Below are 18818 nucleotides of genomic sequence, written 5' to 3'. Positions count from 1 at the left end.
CGTCGCTGCCGCAAACCAGGCGAATCCCAAACCAACCACGGCGAACTCGCCATCGACGATAGCGATCGTACCGGTCCTAACAACGACGCAGCCGATGAGAAGACGCTGCGATCGAATCCGACCACAGCCTTTGGAAAGTTAAAGCTTACGCAGCGTCACACAGATAGCGACGAATCTGCTTGATCGCGCGATGCTTCTCGTTGCTGATCCGGCTGGGCGTCAAATCCATTCGGCCAGCGATTTCGGCAACCGTCAGACCCTCTTTCAGCAGCTCGATGATCCGCCGCTGCTGGTCGCTCAACTGAGTCGACGCGACTCGCAACACCTGTTCGATCTGGTCGTCGACGCGCGACGATTGATCGTCGACAACGCCGGGAGTGTCGAAATCTTCCAACGGGGCGTGCCGCTGACGACGAACCCAACGCTTGACAATCCGCCAGATCGAGCGGTTCAGCTCGCGACGCTCCTCGGATGCCGAAGCACCGATCGCCGCGGTCAGTCGCTCGCGCGGAATCCGCTCCAACAACTCCGCCAACACCTGCTGAGTGCTATCGTTCCACTCGTCGCGCGGCATGTGAGCCGTCTGCCAACTCTTGGAACAATAGCGTTCGATCTGCTGGATCGCGTTGCTCTCCGAAGCGGGAGCGCTGTGAGCCGACGCGGTCTCGCCCGAACTGCAGATCAGCGCGGTGACAGCCACCGCTGCAAATCGTGAAATGTGCGGACTACCTGGCTTCTGTTTCATCGCAACCGTTGCCTTTGCTGTCAAATCAAGAACTCTCCGCGCGTACGCTACCTATCCCAATAGTCAGCCAAATCGGCCGATCTCGCAAGATTCTTTTCTAGAATCTTCATTATTTGCAATTTTGTTGCAGAGTGACAACCTCCGGCGTCGCGAAGCGACGACACACAACAGCCAGTTCGACACTCCACCCTCCCCCAAACGAAGTTTGACAGGGGAGGGTCGAACCAGCGAAGCGAAGTTCGGGGAGGGGAGTCTGCACACATGGACGGCGATCGATCCGACGAACCGCCCTACCCGAAAAACTAGCTAAACGCTCGTTTTCCGACCCTCCCAGCTTCGCCAGGCGGGTGAAACTGCTCGACACTTCACCCTCCTCCAAACGAAGTTTGACAGGGGAGGGTCGAACCAGCGAAGCGAAGTTCGGGGAGGGGAGTCTACACATATGGACGGCGATTGAACCGACGGAAGGCCCTCCCCGAAAAACTAGCTAAACGCTCGTTTTCCGACCCTCCCAGCTTCGCCAGGCGGGTGAAACTGCTCGACACTTCACCCTCCCCCAAACGAAGTTTGACTGGGGAGGGTCGAACCAGCGAAGCGAAGTTCGGGGAGGGGAGTTTGCGCATTGCGAAAGCGATCGATCCGACGAACCGCCCTACCCGAAAAACTAGCTAAACGCTCGTTTCCCGACCCTCCCAGCTTCGCCAGGCAGGTGCAGTGAGGCGATGGTAGCGCAGCATCCTCGCCCCCAAGCAAAACGTCAGGCGCTACTTCGCCTCGGCGCTCGCGGTCCCCAGCTCATTGATCAGCTCGATCGTTTGGGCGACGGTTAATCGCTCGGCTCGGATCTCACCACTGAAGCCAAGCTTTTCCAGCACAGCGTCGACTTGAGCTTTATCCAGTTCGCCTTTCATCGCGCTCAGCACGACGCTGCGAAGAAACTTGCGGCGGTGGAAGTAGAGCGCCCGCAGTTTCTCATGGAAGAAATCGATGTTGTCGATCCGCGCCCGCAAATTGGCATCGGTGTCGATCCGGATGATCGCCGAGGTGACTTTGGGGGGCGGCCAAAAGACGCCCGGCGGCAGCGTGCGAACGATGCTTGCATTGGCGACACTCTGGATCCAGATGCTGAGCGCACTGTAGTCCTTCGTACCGGGCGGAGCGACGATCCGATCAGCCAACTCCTTTTGAATCGTCACCGAAATCACATCGGGAATCGGATCGCAGCGCAATAGATTCGAGATGATCGGCGTGGCGACGTTGTACGGCAGATTGGCGACCAATTTGAAACGCCGCCGCTTGGCCGGCAATTTGTCGAACTCCTCGCGGATGTTTTCCAGCAGCTCGGGGTCGAAGTTGTTCTTGTTTTTCAGTGCGTCGTGCAACCGCATCGTGACATTTGGCAAATCCTCCAGCTCTTCCTGAGCCAGTTGAGCCAGGTTGGTGTCGATCTCGACAGTGATCACATGCGCCGCACGGGCTGCCAAGCGAGAGGTCAGCGAACCGGTTCCGGTACCGATTTCCAGCACGAGGTCGCGGTCATCGATATCCGCACTGTCGGCGATCAGATCGACAAGATTCAGGTCGATCAAGAAGTTCTGGCCAAACCGAGACAGCGGGCGCATGCCCGTCTGCTGGAATCGCTTTGTCAGGTAGCTGGCGGTTTGTCGGTTGACCATCTGTCTTCTGTTTCCAATTGACGCTGGACGTATTTCGCCAGCAAGTCGGTTTCGATATTCACGCGATCGCCGATGGCGCGGCTGCCCAACGTTGTCGCTTGCAAAGTGTGCGGGATCAACGCCACGCTGAAGCGGTCGTCCTGCACGTCGACCAGCGTCAGACTGACACCGTCGACCGTTACGCTCCCCTTGGATGCCATCTGCCGAGTCAACTCGGGCGGCACGCCAAACCACAGTTTAGCCCACGGCGGGTCTTCTTCGCGCAAAATCAACTGCCCCAACGCGTCGACATGCCCGGAAACATAATGCCCGCCCAGTCGGTCGCCAGCTCGCAGGGCTCGCTCCAAATTCACAAGCGAACCCGCGACCAGACCTCCCAAAACGGTTCGGCTGAGCGTTTCTTCGCCCGCTTCGAAGGACAGCCGCTGGCCGTCGATCTCGATTACGGTCAAGCAACAGCCATTGATGGCGACGCTATCCCCGATCTGAGCCCCTTCGGCGACGGGACCGGCATCGACCTCGATCCGCTTGCCCGGCGGCTGCGGCAAAACCTGAGCGACGGTGGCGAGATGTTCGACGAGACCTGTAAACATGCAATCAAATCCAGGAGTCCGAATTGCGGCCGGCTCCCCCTCGCGACGACTGGTGAGGATTAACGCGTCCGCTTCTCAAATCTTGGGCTTTGAGGCAAAATATCGACCCAGCCCTCCGTTTTATAACACGCCTTGCCCGCAGCGATAGACGCCACCGGGTTGAAACAGGGCGAGCAATCGATTCCTCCCAACAAGCATCGGACACTAATATGAGCTTGATTGAAAACGTACACGCCCGTCAGATCATGGATTCGCGCGGCAATCCAACCATCGAATGCGAAGTCACTCTGATGGACGGCAGCTTTGGCCGCGCCGCGGTACCTAGCGGTGCCAGCACCGGCGTCCACGAAGCTTGGGAACTTCGCGATGGCGACAAATCGGTCTACATGGGCAAAGGCGTTCTCAAAGCCGTTGCCAATGTAAACGACAAGATCGCCGCGGTTCTGGCCGGCATGGACGCGATCGACCAACGCGCCGTCGACAGCCGCATGTGCGAACTCGACGGGACCGCCAACAAGAGCGAATTGGGAGCCAACGCGATCCTGGGCGTTTCGCTGGCCACCGCTCGCGCCGCCGCTCAATTCACCCAACAACCGTTGTACCGCTACCTCGGTGGCGTCAACGCGTCGATCCTGCCAGCACCGATGATGAACATCCTCAACGGTGGCTCGCACGCTGACAACTCGGTCGACATCCAAGAGTTCATGGTGATGCCACTGGGCTTCAATTCGTTCAGCGACGGCCTGCGTGCCGGCACCGAAATCTTCCACAGCCTGAAGAAGGTTCTGTCCAGCAAAGGCTTGAACACTTCGGTCGGCGACGAAGGTGGTTTCGCTCCTAACCTGGGCAGCAACCGCGAAGCGTTGGACCTGATCATGCAAGCGATCGACAACGCTGGCTACAAAGCGGGCGAACAGATCTTCATCGCTTTGGACGCAGCTTCGACCGAGTTTTACGACGGCGATTCGAAGAAGTACAAGATCGACGGCAAGGAACTCAGCGGCAGCGAAATGGTCGACTTCATGGCCGATTGGTGCGCCAACTACCCGATCTGCTCGATCGAAGACGGATGTGCCGAAGACGATTGGGACAGCTGGAAGCTGATGACCGAAAAGCTGGGCGACAAAGTTCAACTGGTCGGCGATGACCTGTTCGTGACCAACACCGAACGCCTGCAACGCGGTATCGACGAAGGAATCGCGAACAGCATCCTGATCAAGGTTAACCAAATCGGTACGCTGACCGAAACGATCGAAGCGATCCAATTGGCCAGCCGCGCCAAGTACACAAGCATCTCCAGCCACCGCAGTGGCGAGACCGAAGACAGCACGATCGCCGACTTGGCCGTCGCCCTGTCGACCGGACAGATCAAAACCGGTTCGGCGAGCCGCAGCGACCGGATGGCGAAGTACAACCAATTGCTTCGCATCGAAGAGGAATTGGGCGCCGAAGCGCAATACGGCGGACCGCTGTTCCCAACCAAATAGTCGCTCGGACTAGCCAGGGAACTAAAGTGACGTATCGGCGATTCAGGTCGTTGATGCGTCGAAGCGGTGGCCCGCACGGCGACCACCACGCTATAGTGAATCACAGATGCGGCAGCGGCCAACGGGACGCTGCCGCATTTGTTTCGTAAACACTTGCGACGCCGAACCACCACCTCTCAAGGAACTCCCCCAATGCGATCGCTGCTGACACTCTGTCTTGCCCTGGCCACCACCTTCCAAGCCCAGGCCGATTGGCCGCAGTGGATGGGGGAAAATCGCGACGGCATTCTGAGCGAAGCGGGCTGGATCAAGTCGATCCCCGCCGAAGGCCTGAAAACCCTCTGGCGAATGCCGATCGAGGGTGGTTACGCCGGCCCATCGGTCGCCGATGGCCGCGTCTACGTGACCGATTACGTCCGCACCTCGGGCGAAGCTGTCAACGATCCGGGAGCACGAGCGACCCTCGGCGGCCAAGAACGCGTCCTCTGCTTCGACGCCAAAACTGGCAAGAAGATCTGGGAACACGCCTACGATTGTCCCTACAGCATCTCCTACCCGGCCGGCCCACGCTGCACACCCACCGTCGACGGCGACCGCGTTTACGCCCTCGGTGCCGAAGGGGACTTGCTGTGCTTGTCGACTGCTGATGGCAGCGTCATCTGGCAGCGCAGCTTTAAAAAGGACTTCAACTCCGCAGTTCCAATCTGGGGACACGCCGCACACCCGCTGGTCGATGGCGAGCAATTGATCTGCATGGTTGGGGGTGAAACCCAATCGGTCGTCTCGCTCGACAAGATGACAGGCAAAGAGATCTGGAAACGCCCCACCGTCGGCAACGACATCGGCTACTGCCCGCCTCGCATCATCCAAGCCGGCGGCACACGGCAACTGATCACCTTCAGCCCCAAGGGAATCGAAAGCCTCGATCCCAAGACGGGCAAGCCATTCTGGGAAGTGCCCCTCACCCCGCTCTACGGCATGTCGATCACGATGCCGCAGCATGACGGAAACCTGATGTTCGCCAGCGGGATCGGTTCCGAATCGGTGATGCTGGAACTGGGCAGCAAACAACCGACCGTCAAAGAACTGTGGCGTGGCGAGCAGAAGACATCGATCTATTGTGCCAACTCGACGCCGATGATCGTCGATGGCGTGATCTACGGCAGCGATTGCCAAGTCGGCCACTTCGCAGCGATCGACACCAAGACGGCCGACCGACTGTGGACCACCTTTGCCCCAACGACTGGTGGCGAGCGACGTGCCAAACACGGAACCGCCTTTGTCACCAAATACGGCGACCAATTCTTCCTGTTCAGCGAGACGGGAGACCTGATCATCGCGGCGATCGACTCGAAAGAGTACCGCGAAATCGGCCGCTTCCACGTCCTCGAACCGACCGGCGAATGCTTCGGCCGCTCGGTTGTCTGGTCGCACCCGGCGTACAGCGGCAAACATCTGTTCGCTCGCAACGATGAAGAGATCGTTTGCGTTTCGCTGGACGCGGACGACTACAAGTAGGCCCGACCTACCGAGCAGCCAACGGACGATTTAGCGCGGCAGAGCGTTGCCGCGAGCGAGATCAAATCAAACCGGCGTCGAGCGATCGAGCCGGTTTTTTTGGGCAATTCGCGTCGGCTACTCCGCCGCGTCGAGATCGCCGTCACCCATTGCCGTGATTCCCAGTTCGGCAAGCACGCCGTCGAGCTTGGCTTGCAGTTCATCCAACTGGGTTAAGACATCATCCTGACGACGATCGAGGTCGTGCAGCAGATCGCCCGGTTTCATCGTCGCAGCAGTTGGAGGGTTTGCGGGGGACATCCTTGCCTCGGAATCTGATAATGCTGTATCAATGGCGGGCATCGTGCCCCTTCCTAATGCAAGGCTTCTTCGGCCGCTGCGACAGCAAAAAATGCCCCCCGGTCCGATTGTTCCTCTGCTAACGCCTGCGAAGAATAGGGAATTTTGGCAGGCTTTACGGCAAGGGGGTCATGATCTGCCCAAAAATGACCGATTCATGAAGTGGGAACGTTCCAGCCCGTGCCTCACGGCTGCCGGCCGCAGGGCAAGCAAACAGCTGAAAATTACGGAAGTCCAGTGGACAAAGCAGCTTATCGGTTGTTACTATGTCCGACCTAGCTGTTTGCGATGTATGCTTGGGAGTTCTCAAAGTTTATCGCTGCGTTGGAATGAAGCGTTCCGACGAAAGCCCCAACCTTTCAATTTTGGAGGGCGAAATCCGAACCTATGTGCAGGAATAATAATGGTTAAGTTGGTTGTCCGTGATCGGGAGACGATTCAAGAAGCAGTCCGTCGATTCCGCAAACTCGTAGAGCGCAGCGGCATCAAGAAAGAGATGCGACGTCGCGAATTCTACGAAAAGCCGAGCGAAATCAACCGCCGCAACCGTCTGCGTGCCGAACGCCGCAGCAAGCGCAACCGAATGATCTCCGGCTAGAAATTCCGCTTTAGATTCAACCACTCAAGCGACGATAGCAAGATCACCAAGGCCGACTGCAAACAGCAAGTCGGCCAGATCGCAGCCCACCCGGCGCGATCCCGCATCGCAAGCGATGCGTCTCAAGGGCGTTTAGCTCAGTTGGTTAGAGCACCTCGTTTACACCGAGGGGGTCGGGGGTTCGAGTCCCTCAACGCCCACTTAGTCGAATCCTCAGCAGTCTCATTAAGCCCTCGGAAGTCCTTTTTACTAAGGATTTCCGAGGGTTTTTCTTTGCGCCCATCACGCTGTTGAGACTCACCAGAGCCATCTAGAGCTTCCGAGTGGTGTGGATTTTGGTGTGGATTTCGGTGTGCCACGGCGGTCTTCTCTGTGACCGCACGCTGGAAGACGCTATCGGTTGCCATTGCATAGTGCCTCATAGCCACCGTCTCACTATTTCCGATCCACGCGGTTACATCCGCTGCAGGGAATTGAGCTAGCAATTCGGTCTCTCGGGATGCCCGCAAGTTCTGAAACAGCTTGGGCCACTTCGTCAGCCCAGCACGCTCGATGATCTTCTCAAACGTAGTTCGCGGGTTCTGGTTCACCCGATACCGTTCCTGAACCCGAACTGCTCCCTCGGGCGACATCTCCTTGGCCCGCATCAAATGCCGACGCAGCTCCGGAAAGATCGGACACACCCGCACGCCACCGTCGTCGTGATGTTCCGTCTTGGAACTGCGGATCGTCATAAAGCCCTCGGTTAGATTCACGTCAGCCCACTTGAGCCCCAACGCTTCATGCAGGCGAAGCCCACCGAATCGCGTCAGCGCGAGAATCACACGCCAACTTTCGCACGGTGCTTTGTGAATGCAACGCTCAATCCAGGCGGCTTCCACGAAGAATTGGCGTTCTTTGTTGGCCCGCACGGTACAAGCCAGCCCAGCAAATGGATTTTCGTCGATCAACTTGGCTTCGATTGCAGCGTCGAAAATCTGCTTACAGAGCCCCGTCCGTCGCCTGACAGTCGCCTCCGCCATGGCAGTCCGATTCTTCTCGCGTCGATTCCCCTTCGTTTGAAGCCACGCGACAAACTCTTTCGCGTCAAAGGGCGTGATGCTCGAAAGCGAGCGCGAACCGTCAAAGTAAATCAGCAAGTTGTCTTTCGCTTTGCCGATGACGACGCGAGTGCTTTGCTTAACGCTCAAACTGGCCATGAACCGCTGACACCACTGAGCAAGCGTAACGTCCTCGCGTTGCTCCCTGGATTCGGTCAGACCGAACGCCACCAACTTGCCATGATGCTTTTCGTCGAGGCTCGCAATCCATTCGCTTATCTCAAGCGGTGGCGTGATACCGCGCAATGCGTAGTCCACCAGCGATTCGATTTTCAATTTGAACGTGTCGGCGTGCTTCTTGGTTACGCGCCCAAGATAGATCGTATGCGATCGACCGCCACGCCCCACAAAACGAACTTCACGTAAGCCCTTCCGATTCACAACGGACGCCATGCCTTACCCTCACATGCAACCCAAGAAAGAAACGCCACAGCGGGCCGGCGGGTTAACCGGCTTTCGGGAGCTACCCTAGCTGTGGCAGACTGATCGTAACGATACGAAATCACTTTGCAAACACTTCCATCACTTTCGATGGATCAAACAACCTTCGACCACCGACACAGATCGTCGGCAAATGCTTCGCATGTTTATCGAAGGTAGACAAACCGACACCAAGGAACTTCGCCATCTCTTCGCGACTCTTCGGACGATGAAGATCGGCAACCGCCTGGGCAACCATCGGCCCAATCTCAGCCGCGACAAGCTTAGCGATGTCAGTTTTTTCGGCAGGCGTCAACTCGGCCATTGATCAAAGCCCTCCAACTCGGCGGGCATTCCCGCAACAGCCACAGCACCATTCGGCAGAATCTCTGCACCGCCCGCTGGCGCCGCAACAGCTACTAAACACTCGCATCGGGATCCTCCAACACACTATCAACCGCCCGGTCAATGTAGCTTCGCGAACCTTGAAGCTCTCGGGCAAGCCGCTCGCAGTCTGCTGCTACCTGCACGCAATCGAAGTCTTGCGGAATCTCCACAGTGCCAACGACAAGATTGTCGAACCGGGCAACAGCCACCTGCAAATTATCAAACGCTTCAACCTGCACATCAGTCATCTGCTCTTGCAATCTCTGCATTGCCATCAGCGTCGTGACCAGCTGGCCACTTTGACGCACCAATTGCATTTCAGCTTCTTTGATAGCCATTCTGTTTCTCCAAAAAACGTAAGTGCTGCCGGTCAAAAGTACAGATTGATGCAAGGCGTTTGACCGTTCCGCCATTTCATCAGGATCAGTTGGGTACATGTCGATTCACTACGGTTCCGAAGGATCGTCATACGGTGTTGGAGTCCATGAACTCGTCGTAATCGATCGAGACGTCCGGCGAGTCGCTGTTGTATTCCGGGTGCCTGCTGATCGGTAATTCCGTGAACTTCGTCTGGGGCAGCGACATGTGAAGCGGGATTTCGCACACTGGTGCCCCTCGCTGCTTGCGGATTAACAGGCTCGTTGCCGGTTCATCGAGTCGCGGTCGGTGCAAGATCCAAACGTTATCGCTGTCCCGGGCCAGCTGGTCGCTGTCGGCGATGTGCTGCAAGTCAGGCTTGGCTTCGTTCTTTGTTCCATCGCGATTGGTCCCAGCGCGGTTGATCTGCGCCAACAGAACAACGGGGATTCGTAGCTCCGTTGCAATCGATTTCAACGCTTTGGCTGAATCTCCGAGTTCGATGTCTCTCCTGTTCCCAAATCTCGCGATCGGCTTCAGAAGGTCGACATAATCAACAATGATCATCGACAGCGGGCGTTCAGCGTTTATGACCTTGGCCCGTCGCTGAATGTCCATCGCGGTGATCGTGCGGGATGGCGGATCCCAGATACTAAGGTGAGCATTCCGGTATCGTTCCACGGACGCCTGAATCTCAACAAGTTCGCTGCCTGTCACCATCGCACCGTCCAGGGCGCATCCAGCGATCAACGCAGAATCGATTCCCGTATCGTTCGCGATGTTACGCCCCATTAGCTCTTCTCCGCTCATCTCCATTGAGATATAGAGCGGGTGATGCCCGGCCAGACACGCTTGGTCGGCAAGCTGCAGACCTAAAGCACTTTTCCCAACGCTCGTTCGGGCCGCTAACGTGGTTAACGTACCGGGCTGCAGTCCATTCGTATGGGAATCCAACGGCGCGATCCCTGTTCGCAGCCCGCGTTCCTTTCCGGATGCTTTCGCCTCTCGGAGCTGATCAATTACATTCAACCCGATTTCGTATCCGGATCGAATCCTAGATGTTCCAGCGGTCGACATCAGGATCGCGGCTAACTGTTCGGTCCGCTGCAACAGCACGTCATCAGAATCGCCGCTGTCGAGTGCGATGCCGACAGCCCGGTAAATCCCCCGAACTTTCTCGCGACGTGCATTCTCGACGATTTTGGACGTGTAGAAACTGATGTTATGGACCAGTCCCTTAACAGCCAGGTCCTGGAGATACTTCACATCAACCTGTGCGTCAGGCTTGACGCTCCTGTCGGCCTTCAGTCGCTGGTAAATTGGGACGATGTCCGGCAATGCATCGTCTTCTTCACAAATTGCTTCGATCGCTGCAAAAACTCTTTTGGGTTTCGGCGTCGTGAAGTCCGCGCTGCTGATGCGGCCTCGGACAGATTCGATTGCGCGGCCGGCGGCGGATGCATCTACCAAAATCGCTCCGATCAGGCATTCTTCGAATTCGGCGATTTCTTCTGCTGTGGATGCCATGCGGGTGCCCTCCGTTGACGTGGCGTCGGTGTGGTGATTTCGTGCTGTTGTGGTATTGGTTTGGCAGCGAGCATCTTTGCGTGCAGAACGCTGTACTTCTCTCGCAGCTTGCTGGGGCTTCGGATGTTGGTGCGCCAAAAGTCGTCAGCGTTCGCCCAGCAGAACACCGCTTTGATTTCCTCGGGATCAAAACCGTCCCTCTCGCGAAGAAGGCGAACGTCGTTTGCCCATGCTTCGAAATTGGGCGGTTTCTCGCGAGGGATCACCCTGCGGATCTGCTCAAACATCACTTTCGCAAATTCCATATCCGCGTCCGCATACTTGTATGCCGGACGTTGTTTCTGTTCTTTGGTCTGTTATTGGTCTGTTGGGGTGTCTCCGGTGACACCCTTTTTTGCATGAGATGTCACCCTTTCTGCATGAGATGTCACCCTTTCTGCATGATTGGGTGCCACTGGTGTCACCCTTTCCGGACTCGGTTTTCCGCTCTTGGTGGCGATCCGGAACGTGGCAGCGCGATCGCGGTATCCACCCCCGATTTTGCAAATCAGCTTTGCATCAGCGAGGGCTTTGGTTGCCCTGTAAATCGTGCGCACGTCACTTATGCCGGTGCGCTTCGACAATACGTCCATGCCGGGATAGCAGACGCCTGTATCTGCATTAGCGTGGAATGCCATCGCCGCAAATACAGCAACGTCGCGTGCCGTGATGTTGCGGGCGGCTAGCTCGTCGAAGACGCATTCCGGGATGATTGCGAAGCGAGTACTCACTCGAGCGCCTCCCTAATTTCGGATGCCGTCTGCCGAATCCCCTCTCGCTCATCTGTAAGGATGGCCTCCGATCGGCGAATCACCTCGTAGGCACGTCGCGCGATCAGCCGGCCTAGATGCTGCATGTTGCCATCCTGCTGACGCGCAAAGTCCAGCTCGGATTCCGTCAGCCAGGTCTCTCGCCACGGGCGATCGGGGTGGAGAGTCGGTTGCCCGTGGCGGGGCGGTCGAGATATCATGGTGGTGTCCTGTTTCGTGTGTGCGGTGCGGGATGTCAGCAGCGCTGATTGCGGAATCAGCACAGTCGCCGCGGGTCGATGTCGTCAACCTGCGGCGTTTTTCATGCAAGAACTCAGCTCACGTCATGGCTAGATCAGGAGCATCGACAGGAGCCTGTTGCTCGACAATCGCATTGGGATTGATGGCCACCGACAAGATGCGAATGGCGCGAGCGCCGTCGCTAATTTCGTTTTGAGATGCTCGCATTGCATCTTCCAACCGCCAGAACAATTCGCCCGATCTTCGCCAGCCAGTCGGCAGAAGCCGCTCCAAAACAAACGCATTCATCAAGTCTCCGATTCAGTGTTGAGTTAAAACTCGTTCAAGTCACTGAATTAGAGCCGCAGATTTTCGCCCCGGATAAATCGGATAAATTTACTCACATCTCTTTACCCAAACGATCTCGGAGACCTCACGAAAACGTTGTGCATAGCGGCGTTTTTCAGATTCCGACAGGCCGTGTTTTTTCGCAGCAAACTTCTCGATTTCGGAAAGATCATACAGCTGCGGCTTGCCCTTCCGCTCACTTTTACCGATCGGAACGATGACCTTATTCTTAAAGTCATCACTACCGAACCACTGCTTTTGCAAATTCTCAGCATCATCGTTGTCGATGACTTTCACAGCAGCCTTAACTGACACACCGCGACGAAGCTCTTGACCTCGCCAGCGAAGCCAATCCTCAATCGCATCTTGGACGATTGGCAACTGCCGCACAGCATCACGCGGTCTAAAGTCACCATTCTGTCGAAACAAATCAAAAGAGGCAGCAAGCTGACTCAACGCTGCGATCAAGTCATGAAAAGAGCCGATAACATCGTCGCTAACGTCAAGTAAATCGAGCTGCGCAATGATGACTTCTCGGCCAGGCAACGTCCCTCGCCACCATTCTGCCTCAACAAGAAACGCATCAGCGAGGGCGTTTAGCATCAACTCCGATTGCGTCGCAGCCTCCCGAAGGTCCTTTATTGCCAACAACTTGGCAACTTCATCGTCGAAACGGGGCAATATCTCGGCGTTGATATAGTCACGCCAATCCGTCTCACTTTCGAACCGTTCGTCAAAAGTCGCCATCAGTATCAACCTTCGATTTAGAAAGGGCCGATCGGCTCGCGCGGCCCAAGGTGAAAGGCAACGCGAGTCGATCGACGGCGGGAGCTAACCGTCTGCCCATGCTTCGATTCTGGGGATCGCTTCGCGGGGGGCAAGTACCGTTGAATCGTGGGGCGGGGGGGGGAAGCTGTCGGCCAACAAGCCGCACGACAACGGTTCCCTCTGCCTACCCTAGGGTGCTACACTAGGTACCTACGCGCACGCGCGCGGGAGGAGCAATTTTTTTCTGTTTTTGCGCCGGATAGACCACGCCGTGCATGTTCCCCAAGCGTCCACTTCTATGACTCGCGAATGCTCCGGGTGTCTACTGCAATTGCCGCCTGAACGGTTCCGCTTGCGGCGATCGGGCGGCGATGAACGACACACGCTGTGCGACGATTGCCACGCGAGAGCAATGCGATTTGCGAGGCGTGGTTTGACCAAGAGAGACGAGAAGAAAGCGTTGTCAGCGGGTCTGCGAGCCATCAGGGACCACAGGGACGTTACAGCGTTCCTGAACGCCTTAATTCAGGCGATTGGATCCAAAGAGCATCTGGTTGCGTTGTGGGCCGCTTCGATGATTTCCGGCTCGCCACAACAGCGGCTTGCCGGGCTGAAGTCCGTCTTTTCGGTCATGCAGTATTGCGAAGACGCGGAGCGCGGCGTGAGCGAAGCATTGAAGATCAAACCTTGGGCAGCAATAAAGGAACGATGAATTTGATGCGATTAGCGTACTGATTCGTTGCTTCAGATTGCCCCTTACTACCAAGCCCGACCGCACCAACAAAAACTCCGATTCCTCCCTGAGTCTTAGTTCCCTCCGTTGTTGTGACTGCAACGTCAAATTCGACATTCTGTGCTTTGCCATATTGGATGCCAGCACCATTCCTTTTGAGGTCCTCACCAGCATTTTTTTACGCCGCAAGCGATTTCCTTGAGTGTCTCTGCAACAAAATCTTCCAGTTTCATTTCAGCCCTTTCGTATTCGATTTTTAACGTTCACTCGAATGCAATCTCGTCCCACCAGCGTTTTTACTCTCGGTAAACGGCGAAGCGGCCGTCGTCTAGTTTGCGGACGTTGCCGACGGCTGCCAAGGTTTCGAGAAGCTCCGCTACGTCCGCCTTATTGGCGCGAGTGTAATATGCGGCGATCTTGTCCGGAGCTGCGGGGACAGCGTGCTGATGCAACGCTGATTGGATTGCAACCATGCGTCCGGGAAGCGTCTTTGGCCAAGGTTGCTTCTTGATTTTGACGGTTGCCGCTTTTTTGGCCGGCTTGGCCTTTCCGTCGTCGCCCGAAAACGCGGTTTGCGTTGCCCCGTCGGGATTCTGGAACTCGGGTCGCAGCCAGCGGATGATGCCTCGGCTTTCCTCTTCGGCGCGCTCGAGGTTCAAGTCGACCAGACGCTGCAAAATCTCTTCGTCTTCCAGGTCGTGGGGCCAACCGTAGGCGTCGAAGACGGCCGCATCGAGGTCATCGTGGATCTGCTTCAAGACCGAAACGAGCCCCTGTTCGTGGATCGCCTGCTCCTTGGCGGTCAGCTTCTCCCCCGACCGCAACTTCTCCAGCACGTTGTACATGCCGGTCATCGTGAGCGTCGGATGTTGTTCCTGCTGCCGCTTGCGATGAGCATCGAGTTGCTCGGCCAAATCGCCAATCCGTTTCTTTGTAACGTCGTCGGTGACAGGGAATGGAAAGCAGTCGAAGCAGACGCTGTGGTTGTAGGTCGAATCGTTACCTACACCGAGCCATCCACCTGTAGCGTTTGCAAACAGTACATGAATCCTCGAGGACAAAACACCAAACCGGCTTGCATCGGCCAATGCAATGACAAGTACTTTTGTCTCAGCAAGGACAGACGTAGACATGAACTGAAAGCAACGATGCCTCGATGTGCGTGAAGTAACTATCATCCGATCAATTGCATCCAGTGACTTTCGGAACTTTCGGCGTGGCTCAGAATGTAGCCACCATTCTTCCCGGTACTTTGCTCGAGGATTCTGATCTCGCTGGGGCTTTACCGAAACCAAAAGATGCTGATAAGCATCCGAGTATTTCGATCTCAATTCGCTCACCTCAAGTCCGAATGCGTCCACCACGTAGCTTTCTCGCCTTTGCTGAGAAATGTCGCGTCCAGTTACGTACGGACGCACAAGGTCATTCCTCGTTCGTTCGACAAATGATGCGACTTGATCCGCGTCTACGACGAATCCTTGACCTGAAAGTTGAACACCTGGGCAGGCAATACTTTGATTTGCTTCCAGCTTTAGCAATGAAGCGGCATCGAATCCGATCCGTAAACCTGATGAAATCATTCCGTATAGTTGATCAAGTCTTTCCTGCGGAGATTCCACAGTTCCCAGTTCCTCGTCGCACACAGTGGCGAGTTGTCCGTTTTTTTCACCGTGTCCAACTACTGTCATCGCAATTCGGACTTGTGCCCCGTCAGTCGAATCAACCCAAGGGTGATCAGGGACCGCAAAGATTAGCGAATTGCCATCTTCAGTCAGCCGTTTCCTGACAACTCTGTTGTTAAAAGTTTGGGTCAAGCTATTCGTAGTGATGAGCCCAAAATGGCAGGCTCTTTCCGCACCTACGATTTGCGATGATCGACTCCACCAGAACATCACGTAGTCAGCGCTTTCTGGAACTTCGTTGTACGCAGCACGAAGTGTTTTAGTATACCCTTCGCCAAGTACCTCCCTCATACGCTTGTTGCCGACAAACGGCGGATTCCCGACGATGTAATCCGCTTCCGGCCACTCAGCTTTTTGCGGATTGATGTAACGCAGCTCTTGGACGCGGGCGCCTTCGTCGGGGACTTCTTCGCCGGTAACCGGGTGCTGCTTCGTCGTGCGACCGTCCCAGCGAGTGACGGGGTTGCCGTCGTCGTCAGTGACAGGCTCGATGCCGTCCCAATCCAAGATCGCATCGCGGCACTCGATGTTTTCGTAGTTCTTCAGGATGGGTTCAGGCGGAGTGACTTCATTTCTCGTTCGCCGATGCCACTGGATGAAACCAATCCATAACACCAATTCGGCCAAAGCTGCCGCGCGAGGGTTGATCTCGATCCCCAAGAACTGGTGCGGGTCGATCGTGATACCGGGCAATACGTCGTCGCCAAAGCTGGCCATGGCGCTGACCACTTCGCCTTCAAGCCGCTTCATCAACTCCATCGAAACGTACAAGAAATTGCCGCTACCACAGGCCGGGTCCAGAACCCGCGTCTCACACAGCTCCCCGTGGAAATCACGCAGCAACTTGACTGCATCCTTCCCCTTGCCCTCTTCGTGCAATTGAATCGCCGCCGCATACGTCGCCTCCCATTTTTCCCGCAGCGGTTCGATGATCGTTGGCATCACCAAACGCTCGACGTAGGCCCTCGGCGTGTAGTGGGCACCGAGCTTATGACGTTCGACCGGATCGAGGGCGCGTTCCAACAGGGTGCCAAAGATCGCCGGTTCGACCAGATCCCATTTGTGTTCGGCCGCTTCGAGCAACAATTCGACTTGATCCTTGTTCAGCGCAAGGGCAGCTCGATCTTTGAAAAACTTGCCGTTGAATCGAGGCACCTTCTCGCGCAGGATCGTCGAGAATTTTCCTTCGTCCATCGCTTCCCAGAGTGATTCGACCATCGGCTTGAAGTTCTGTGGCTCGAATCGCAGACTCAACAGTAATTCGGTGAACGAGTCTTTGCGGATCAATTCGACATCTTCGGCGAACATCGTGAACAGACATCGCATCAGGAAGCCAGCCACGGTTTCGGCGTCGTGTTCGGATTCCAAACTCTTAGCGAGCTTGGCTAACCGGGTCGCAATGTCGCGAGTGACATCGGCGGACTGCTTGCTTGGATCGAGCGAATAGGGATCGGTCCAAAGCAACCGAAGCGTATCGCGGACCGTTTCTTCATGCAGCCGGTTCAGGGCAATACGGTAGCTGCGTGGGTCGGGAAACGGCACATAATTCTTGCCGGTACCGCTGAAGTCGGAGTACAAGTCGAAGCAGTTACCGACGTCGACGACGACCAAGAACGGCGGCCACTCATCGGGGATCGCCTTGGCATAGCCCTCCGCCTGTTTGCGGGCTGCCTGCATGGCCCGATCCCAGGCAGGGGTGCCACGTTTTGCCGTCCCACCCAACTTTTTCGCGGTTCGTGTTGTCGTTGCAAGGGCTTCGCTTTGCTCAGCGGACCGGCGCTCGCTCCCTTGCTTTGATTCCAACACAAAGCAACCCGCGCGATACAGGTCAACGCGGCCAAAACTGACGGTGCCGTCACCGTTGTTGAACTCCACCGCCTTTTCAAAAACGTACGTGTTCGCGTCCGACTCGCTTTTCGTCGGTTCTGGATGGGGGACGTCCAGGAGGTCGCACAGCTCTTTGAGAAACGATTGCGAATTCGCGAGTTCCGCGCCGCCGGAATCTTTCCACCGTTCAACGAACTCTTCAGCGCCAATTTTGCCCATCGAAAATGCGACCATCCCAGTGATTGCGGAGAACATCCAAGCAACTGCCTGCAGACCACCCCAAACGTCCGTCAAAGCCAGACGGGTGCGGATAGCTCAATCCAAGACACTCCAAAGCGTTCAAACCAATGCGTCTGACCATCGATTCAGGCCAGACACACCCCCGCGTTTGGATGAAGTTGCAACAAACGAGGAATGGTACAGGGAATCAAAACGCCATTCAATCGCGCGAAAACACTAGACTCGGAATCACAGGGGACAACGCGGCTGATTGGGGTGGGGTTTGCCGTCTTAGCAAGTTGAACACTCCAGCAGGCAAGGTAGCGGACGTTCAAAAAAGCTTGCCCTGGTATGCAACTGGCTCGAGCCTATTCGCACCAGGACCGCTTGGGCGTTTCGTTTGCAATCGCACGCAATGGCGACAGTTTTCCTATCCACGATTGGACCAGGAATGGCGTCCGCAAAAAGCGCTGCGAACACCCTTGTTTCAAATTGAATTCCAGTACGGTACAAAAATCAAAACGGCTTAGAGCCTGGTCAAGAGTTTTACTAGTAGCGTGGGCTAGCACTATGTCACGATTATTTGTCGCGGTCGCGATTTTGTTCGCAATCACTCTATCGCCATCCATGTTTCGCACCGTATCGAGTCTTGGGAATAGTCGGCGGAGTTCAGCCGACGACAGTAAGCTCCCGTTCAATAATTCCCTCAACTCTCCAATCAATGACCTGACCAAAGGCCGCACGATCGAAGAAACGCACGACATGAGGTTTGAACGTTGGAATTTAAACCGAATGATCGAAAGTCGCGAGGAACGGAATGCGATGTTGTCAGGTGCTATCCTATCAGCAGCTTGGTTGATCGCTTCCTCGATTTCTGCCCGCAAAAACGCCAGTTAAAACTTCGTCAAAATTGCGTCTCAGGGTTTAACTGGTGATGCCATCTTGGCAGGGGCTTTTGAAATGGAAAATTCTCTCACGGCGGAATGTGAAACCATTCCGCAATTCAGTGGGTGCCCCCAGGGGCTTGCCGAAACTTCCAGCAATTGACCTCCGCATCATCACCAAGACAACTAGACACAAAACAGCAAGAACGCCGACACTCGCCAACGCAGTCAATGTGCCGACTCGATAGCGTTGCACGAAACTCTTGCAACTAGTTTCGCTGGACATTGAGTTCTGCACACACCCTCGCCCTGCTCCTCCCACAACAGCTACGCGTACGTGTGCAGCCACTATTGCACTTTTGACATTGGCGCAACTGAACGGGAAAACATCCACCGCTTCGCTGGCGTCTCAAACTGGTAAACAAACCTTACGAACTCCACTCGGCCTGAGCTCGCGCCGCCTACTCAAACCACAACAATGAGTCCAGACCACACACTGCCTTCGAGACGCCAGACAACGTATCCCGCAACTTTCCGAATCAAACTTTGCTCTTGCTCCGGCGTGATGCTATTCTGGCGGTT

The 18818-nt window shown here is 56.0% G+C and carries 18 protein-coding genes and 1 tRNA gene; 7 read left to right on the top strand and 12 right to left on the bottom strand.

What is annotated here, in order from left to right; translation table 11 throughout:
• Nucleotides 1-145: 145 nt before the first annotated feature.
• From EC9_RS01585 to EC9_RS01575, 3 genes are all read right to left on the bottom strand, one after another.
• Nucleotides 146-745 (bottom strand): sigma-70 family RNA polymerase sigma factor, encoded by a 600-nt coding sequence (locus tag EC9_RS01585; protein ID WP_145341793.1) that lies wholly within the window; start codon nt 743-745, stop codon nt 146-148.
• Between the two features lie 764 nt (nt 746-1509).
• Entirely contained in the window at nt 1510-2421 is a 912-nt protein-coding gene (gene rsmA, locus EC9_RS01580; protein WP_246105908.1) for a 16S rRNA (adenine(1518)-N(6)/adenine(1519)-N(6))-dimethyltransferase RsmA, read from the bottom strand.
• The gene (locus EC9_RS01575; RefSeq protein ID WP_145341791.1) at nt 2391-3014 is read right to left on the bottom strand and encodes a riboflavin synthase; all 624 of its coding nucleotides are present in this window, start codon (nt 3012-3014) and stop codon (nt 2391-2393) included. The genes rsmA and EC9_RS01575 overlap by 31 nt, the downstream gene beginning before the upstream one ends.
• A gap of 209 nt (nt 3015-3223) precedes the next feature.
• On the opposite strand from EC9_RS01575, the gene eno reads away from it, so the two are divergent.
• Nucleotides 3224-4501: a phosphopyruvate hydratase gene (gene eno, locus EC9_RS01570; RefSeq protein WP_145341789.1), complete on the top strand. Its 1278-nt coding sequence runs from the start codon at nt 3224-3226 to the stop codon at nt 4499-4501.
• A 192-nt stretch (nt 4502-4693) separates the two neighbouring features.
• Nucleotides 4694-6019, top strand: a complete 1326-nt coding sequence (locus EC9_RS01565) for a PQQ-binding-like beta-propeller repeat protein (protein WP_246105907.1) — start codon at nt 4694-4696, stop codon at nt 6017-6019.
• 117 nt (nt 6020-6136) lie between these two features.
• On the opposite strand, the gene EC9_RS01560 is transcribed toward EC9_RS01565, so the two are convergent.
• Nucleotides 6137-6319: a hypothetical protein gene (locus tag EC9_RS01560; RefSeq protein WP_145089196.1), complete on the bottom strand. Its 183-nt coding sequence runs from the start codon at nt 6317-6319 to the stop codon at nt 6137-6139.
• Nucleotides 6320-6761: 442 nt separating this feature from the next.
• Between EC9_RS01560 and rpsU the strand changes: the two genes are divergently transcribed.
• The 3 genes from rpsU (at nt 6762) to EC9_RS26355 (ending at nt 8422) form a co-directional block, all read left to right on the top strand.
• Nucleotides 6762-6956 (top strand): 30S ribosomal protein S21, encoded by a 195-nt coding sequence (gene rpsU, locus EC9_RS01555; protein WP_145089193.1) that lies wholly within the window; start codon nt 6762-6764, stop codon nt 6954-6956.
• A 126-nt stretch (nt 6957-7082) separates the two neighbouring features.
• Nucleotides 7083-7156, top strand: a tRNA-Val gene (locus EC9_RS01550).
• Nucleotides 7157-7738: 582 nt separating this feature from the next.
• Nucleotides 7739-8422: a hypothetical protein gene (locus tag EC9_RS26355; protein ID WP_218934515.1), complete on the top strand. Its 684-nt coding sequence runs from the start codon at nt 7739-7741 to the stop codon at nt 8420-8422.
• Between the two features lie 136 nt (nt 8423-8558).
• On the opposite strand, the gene EC9_RS01540 is transcribed toward EC9_RS26355, so the two are convergent.
• The 7 genes from EC9_RS01540 to EC9_RS01515 form a co-directional block, all read right to left on the bottom strand.
• A complete protein-coding gene (locus EC9_RS01540) occupies nt 8559-8801 on the bottom strand; it encodes a MerR family transcriptional regulator (protein ID WP_145341788.1) in 243 nt (80 codons plus the stop codon).
• Between the two features lie 94 nt (nt 8802-8895).
• On the bottom strand, nt 8896-9300 hold the full coding sequence (locus EC9_RS01535) for a hypothetical protein (RefSeq protein WP_145341786.1): 405 nt from the start codon (nt 9298-9300) through the stop codon (nt 8896-8898).
• Between the two features lie 28 nt (nt 9301-9328).
• On the bottom strand, nt 9329-10747 hold the full coding sequence (locus tag EC9_RS01530) for a replicative DNA helicase (protein ID WP_145341784.1): 1419 nt from the start codon (nt 10745-10747) through the stop codon (nt 9329-9331).
• Nucleotides 10748-11103: 356 nt separating this feature from the next.
• Nucleotides 11104-11517: a helix-turn-helix domain-containing protein gene (locus EC9_RS01525; RefSeq protein WP_145341782.1), complete on the bottom strand. Its 414-nt coding sequence runs from the start codon at nt 11515-11517 to the stop codon at nt 11104-11106.
• A complete protein-coding gene (locus tag EC9_RS01520; RefSeq protein WP_145341780.1) occupies nt 11514-11756 on the bottom strand; it encodes a hypothetical protein in 243 nt (80 codons plus the stop codon). Before EC9_RS01520 ends, EC9_RS01525 begins: the two co-directional genes overlap by 4 nt.
• 118 nt (nt 11757-11874) lie before the next feature.
• A complete protein-coding gene (locus EC9_RS27120; RefSeq protein WP_261342918.1) occupies nt 11875-12003 on the bottom strand; it encodes a hypothetical protein in 129 nt (42 codons plus the stop codon).
• A gap of 168 nt (nt 12004-12171) precedes the next feature.
• Nucleotides 12172-12870 (bottom strand): hypothetical protein, encoded by a 699-nt coding sequence (locus tag EC9_RS01515; protein ID WP_145341778.1) that lies wholly within the window; start codon nt 12868-12870, stop codon nt 12172-12174.
• A gap of 454 nt (nt 12871-13324) precedes the next feature.
• On the opposite strand from EC9_RS01515, the gene EC9_RS01510 reads away from it, so the two are divergent.
• Nucleotides 13325-13603 carry a hypothetical protein gene (locus EC9_RS01510; protein WP_145341776.1) on the top strand — a complete coding sequence of 93 codons (279 nt, stop codon included), beginning with the start codon at nt 13325-13327 and terminating at the stop codon, nt 13601-13603.
• A 317-nt stretch (nt 13604-13920) separates the two neighbouring features.
• Here EC9_RS01510 and EC9_RS01505 read toward each other — a convergent pair whose 3' ends face one another.
• Entirely contained in the window at nt 13921-17352 is a 3432-nt protein-coding gene (locus EC9_RS01505) for a class I SAM-dependent DNA methyltransferase (RefSeq protein WP_145348953.1), read from the bottom strand.
• A 570-nt stretch (nt 17353-17922) separates the two neighbouring features.
• Between EC9_RS01505 and EC9_RS26350 the strand changes: the two genes are divergently transcribed.
• A complete protein-coding gene (locus EC9_RS26350) occupies nt 17923-18249 on the top strand; it encodes a hypothetical protein (protein WP_218934513.1) in 327 nt (108 codons plus the stop codon).
• The last annotated feature ends 569 nt before the right edge of the window (nt 18250-18818 follow it).

The sequence above is a fragment of the Rosistilla ulvae genome (assembly GCF_007741475.1).
Classification (GTDB): Bacteria; Planctomycetota; Planctomycetia; order Pirellulales; family Pirellulaceae; genus Rosistilla; species Rosistilla ulvae.
This window is presented reverse-complemented; position numbering and strand designations above follow the sequence as displayed.

What these genes read in the sequence shown, in the direction of transcription:
- EC9_RS01585 (WP_145341793.1), bottom strand. Translation starts at nt 745, where the DNA reads ATGAAACAGAAGCCAGGTAGTCCGCACATTTCACGATTTGCAGCGGTG.
- rsmA (WP_246105908.1), bottom strand. Translation starts at nt 2,421, where the DNA reads ATGGTCAACCGACAAACCGCCAGCTACCTGACAAAGCGATTCCAGCAG.
- EC9_RS01575 (WP_145341791.1), bottom strand. Translation starts at nt 3,014, where the DNA reads ATGTTTACAGGTCTCGTCGAACATCTCGCCACCGTCGCTCAGGTTTTG.
- eno (WP_145341789.1), top strand. Translation starts at nt 3,224, where the DNA reads ATGAGCTTGATTGAAAACGTACACGCCCGTCAGATCATGGATTCGCGC.
- EC9_RS01565 (WP_246105907.1), top strand. Translation starts at nt 4,694, where the DNA reads ATGCGATCGCTGCTGACACTCTGTCTTGCCCTGGCCACCACCTTCCAA.
- EC9_RS01560 (WP_145089196.1), bottom strand. Translation starts at nt 6,319, where the DNA reads ATGTCCCCCGCAAACCCTCCAACTGCTGCGACGATGAAACCGGGCGAT.
- rpsU (WP_145089193.1), top strand. Translation starts at nt 6,762, where the DNA reads ATGGTTAAGTTGGTTGTCCGTGATCGGGAGACGATTCAAGAAGCAGTC.
- EC9_RS26355 (WP_218934515.1), top strand. Translation starts at nt 7,739, where the DNA reads ATGCAGGCGAAGCCCACCGAATCGCGTCAGCGCGAGAATCACACGCCA.
- EC9_RS01540 (WP_145341788.1), bottom strand. Translation starts at nt 8,801, where the DNA reads ATGGCCGAGTTGACGCCTGCCGAAAAAACTGACATCGCTAAGCTTGTC.
- EC9_RS01535 (WP_145341786.1), bottom strand. Translation starts at nt 9,300, where the DNA reads ATGTACCCAACTGATCCTGATGAAATGGCGGAACGGTCAAACGCCTTG.
- EC9_RS01530 (WP_145341784.1), bottom strand. Translation starts at nt 10,747, where the DNA reads ATGGCATCCACAGCAGAAGAAATCGCCGAATTCGAAGAATGCCTGATC.
- EC9_RS01520 (WP_145341780.1), bottom strand. Translation starts at nt 11,756, where the DNA reads ATGATATCTCGACCGCCCCGCCACGGGCAACCGACTCTCCACCCCGAT.
- EC9_RS27120 (WP_261342918.1), bottom strand. Translation starts at nt 12,003, where the DNA reads ATGCGAGCATCTCAAAACGAAATTAGCGACGGCGCTCGCGCCATTCGC.
- EC9_RS01515 (WP_145341778.1), bottom strand. Translation starts at nt 12,870, where the DNA reads ATGGCGACTTTTGACGAACGGTTCGAAAGTGAGACGGATTGGCGTGAC.
- EC9_RS01505 (WP_145348953.1), bottom strand. Translation starts at nt 17,352, where the DNA reads ATGGGCAAAATTGGCGCTGAAGAGTTCGTTGAACGGTGGAAAGATTCC.
- EC9_RS26350 (WP_218934513.1), top strand. Translation starts at nt 17,923, where the DNA reads ATGTCACGATTATTTGTCGCGGTCGCGATTTTGTTCGCAATCACTCTA.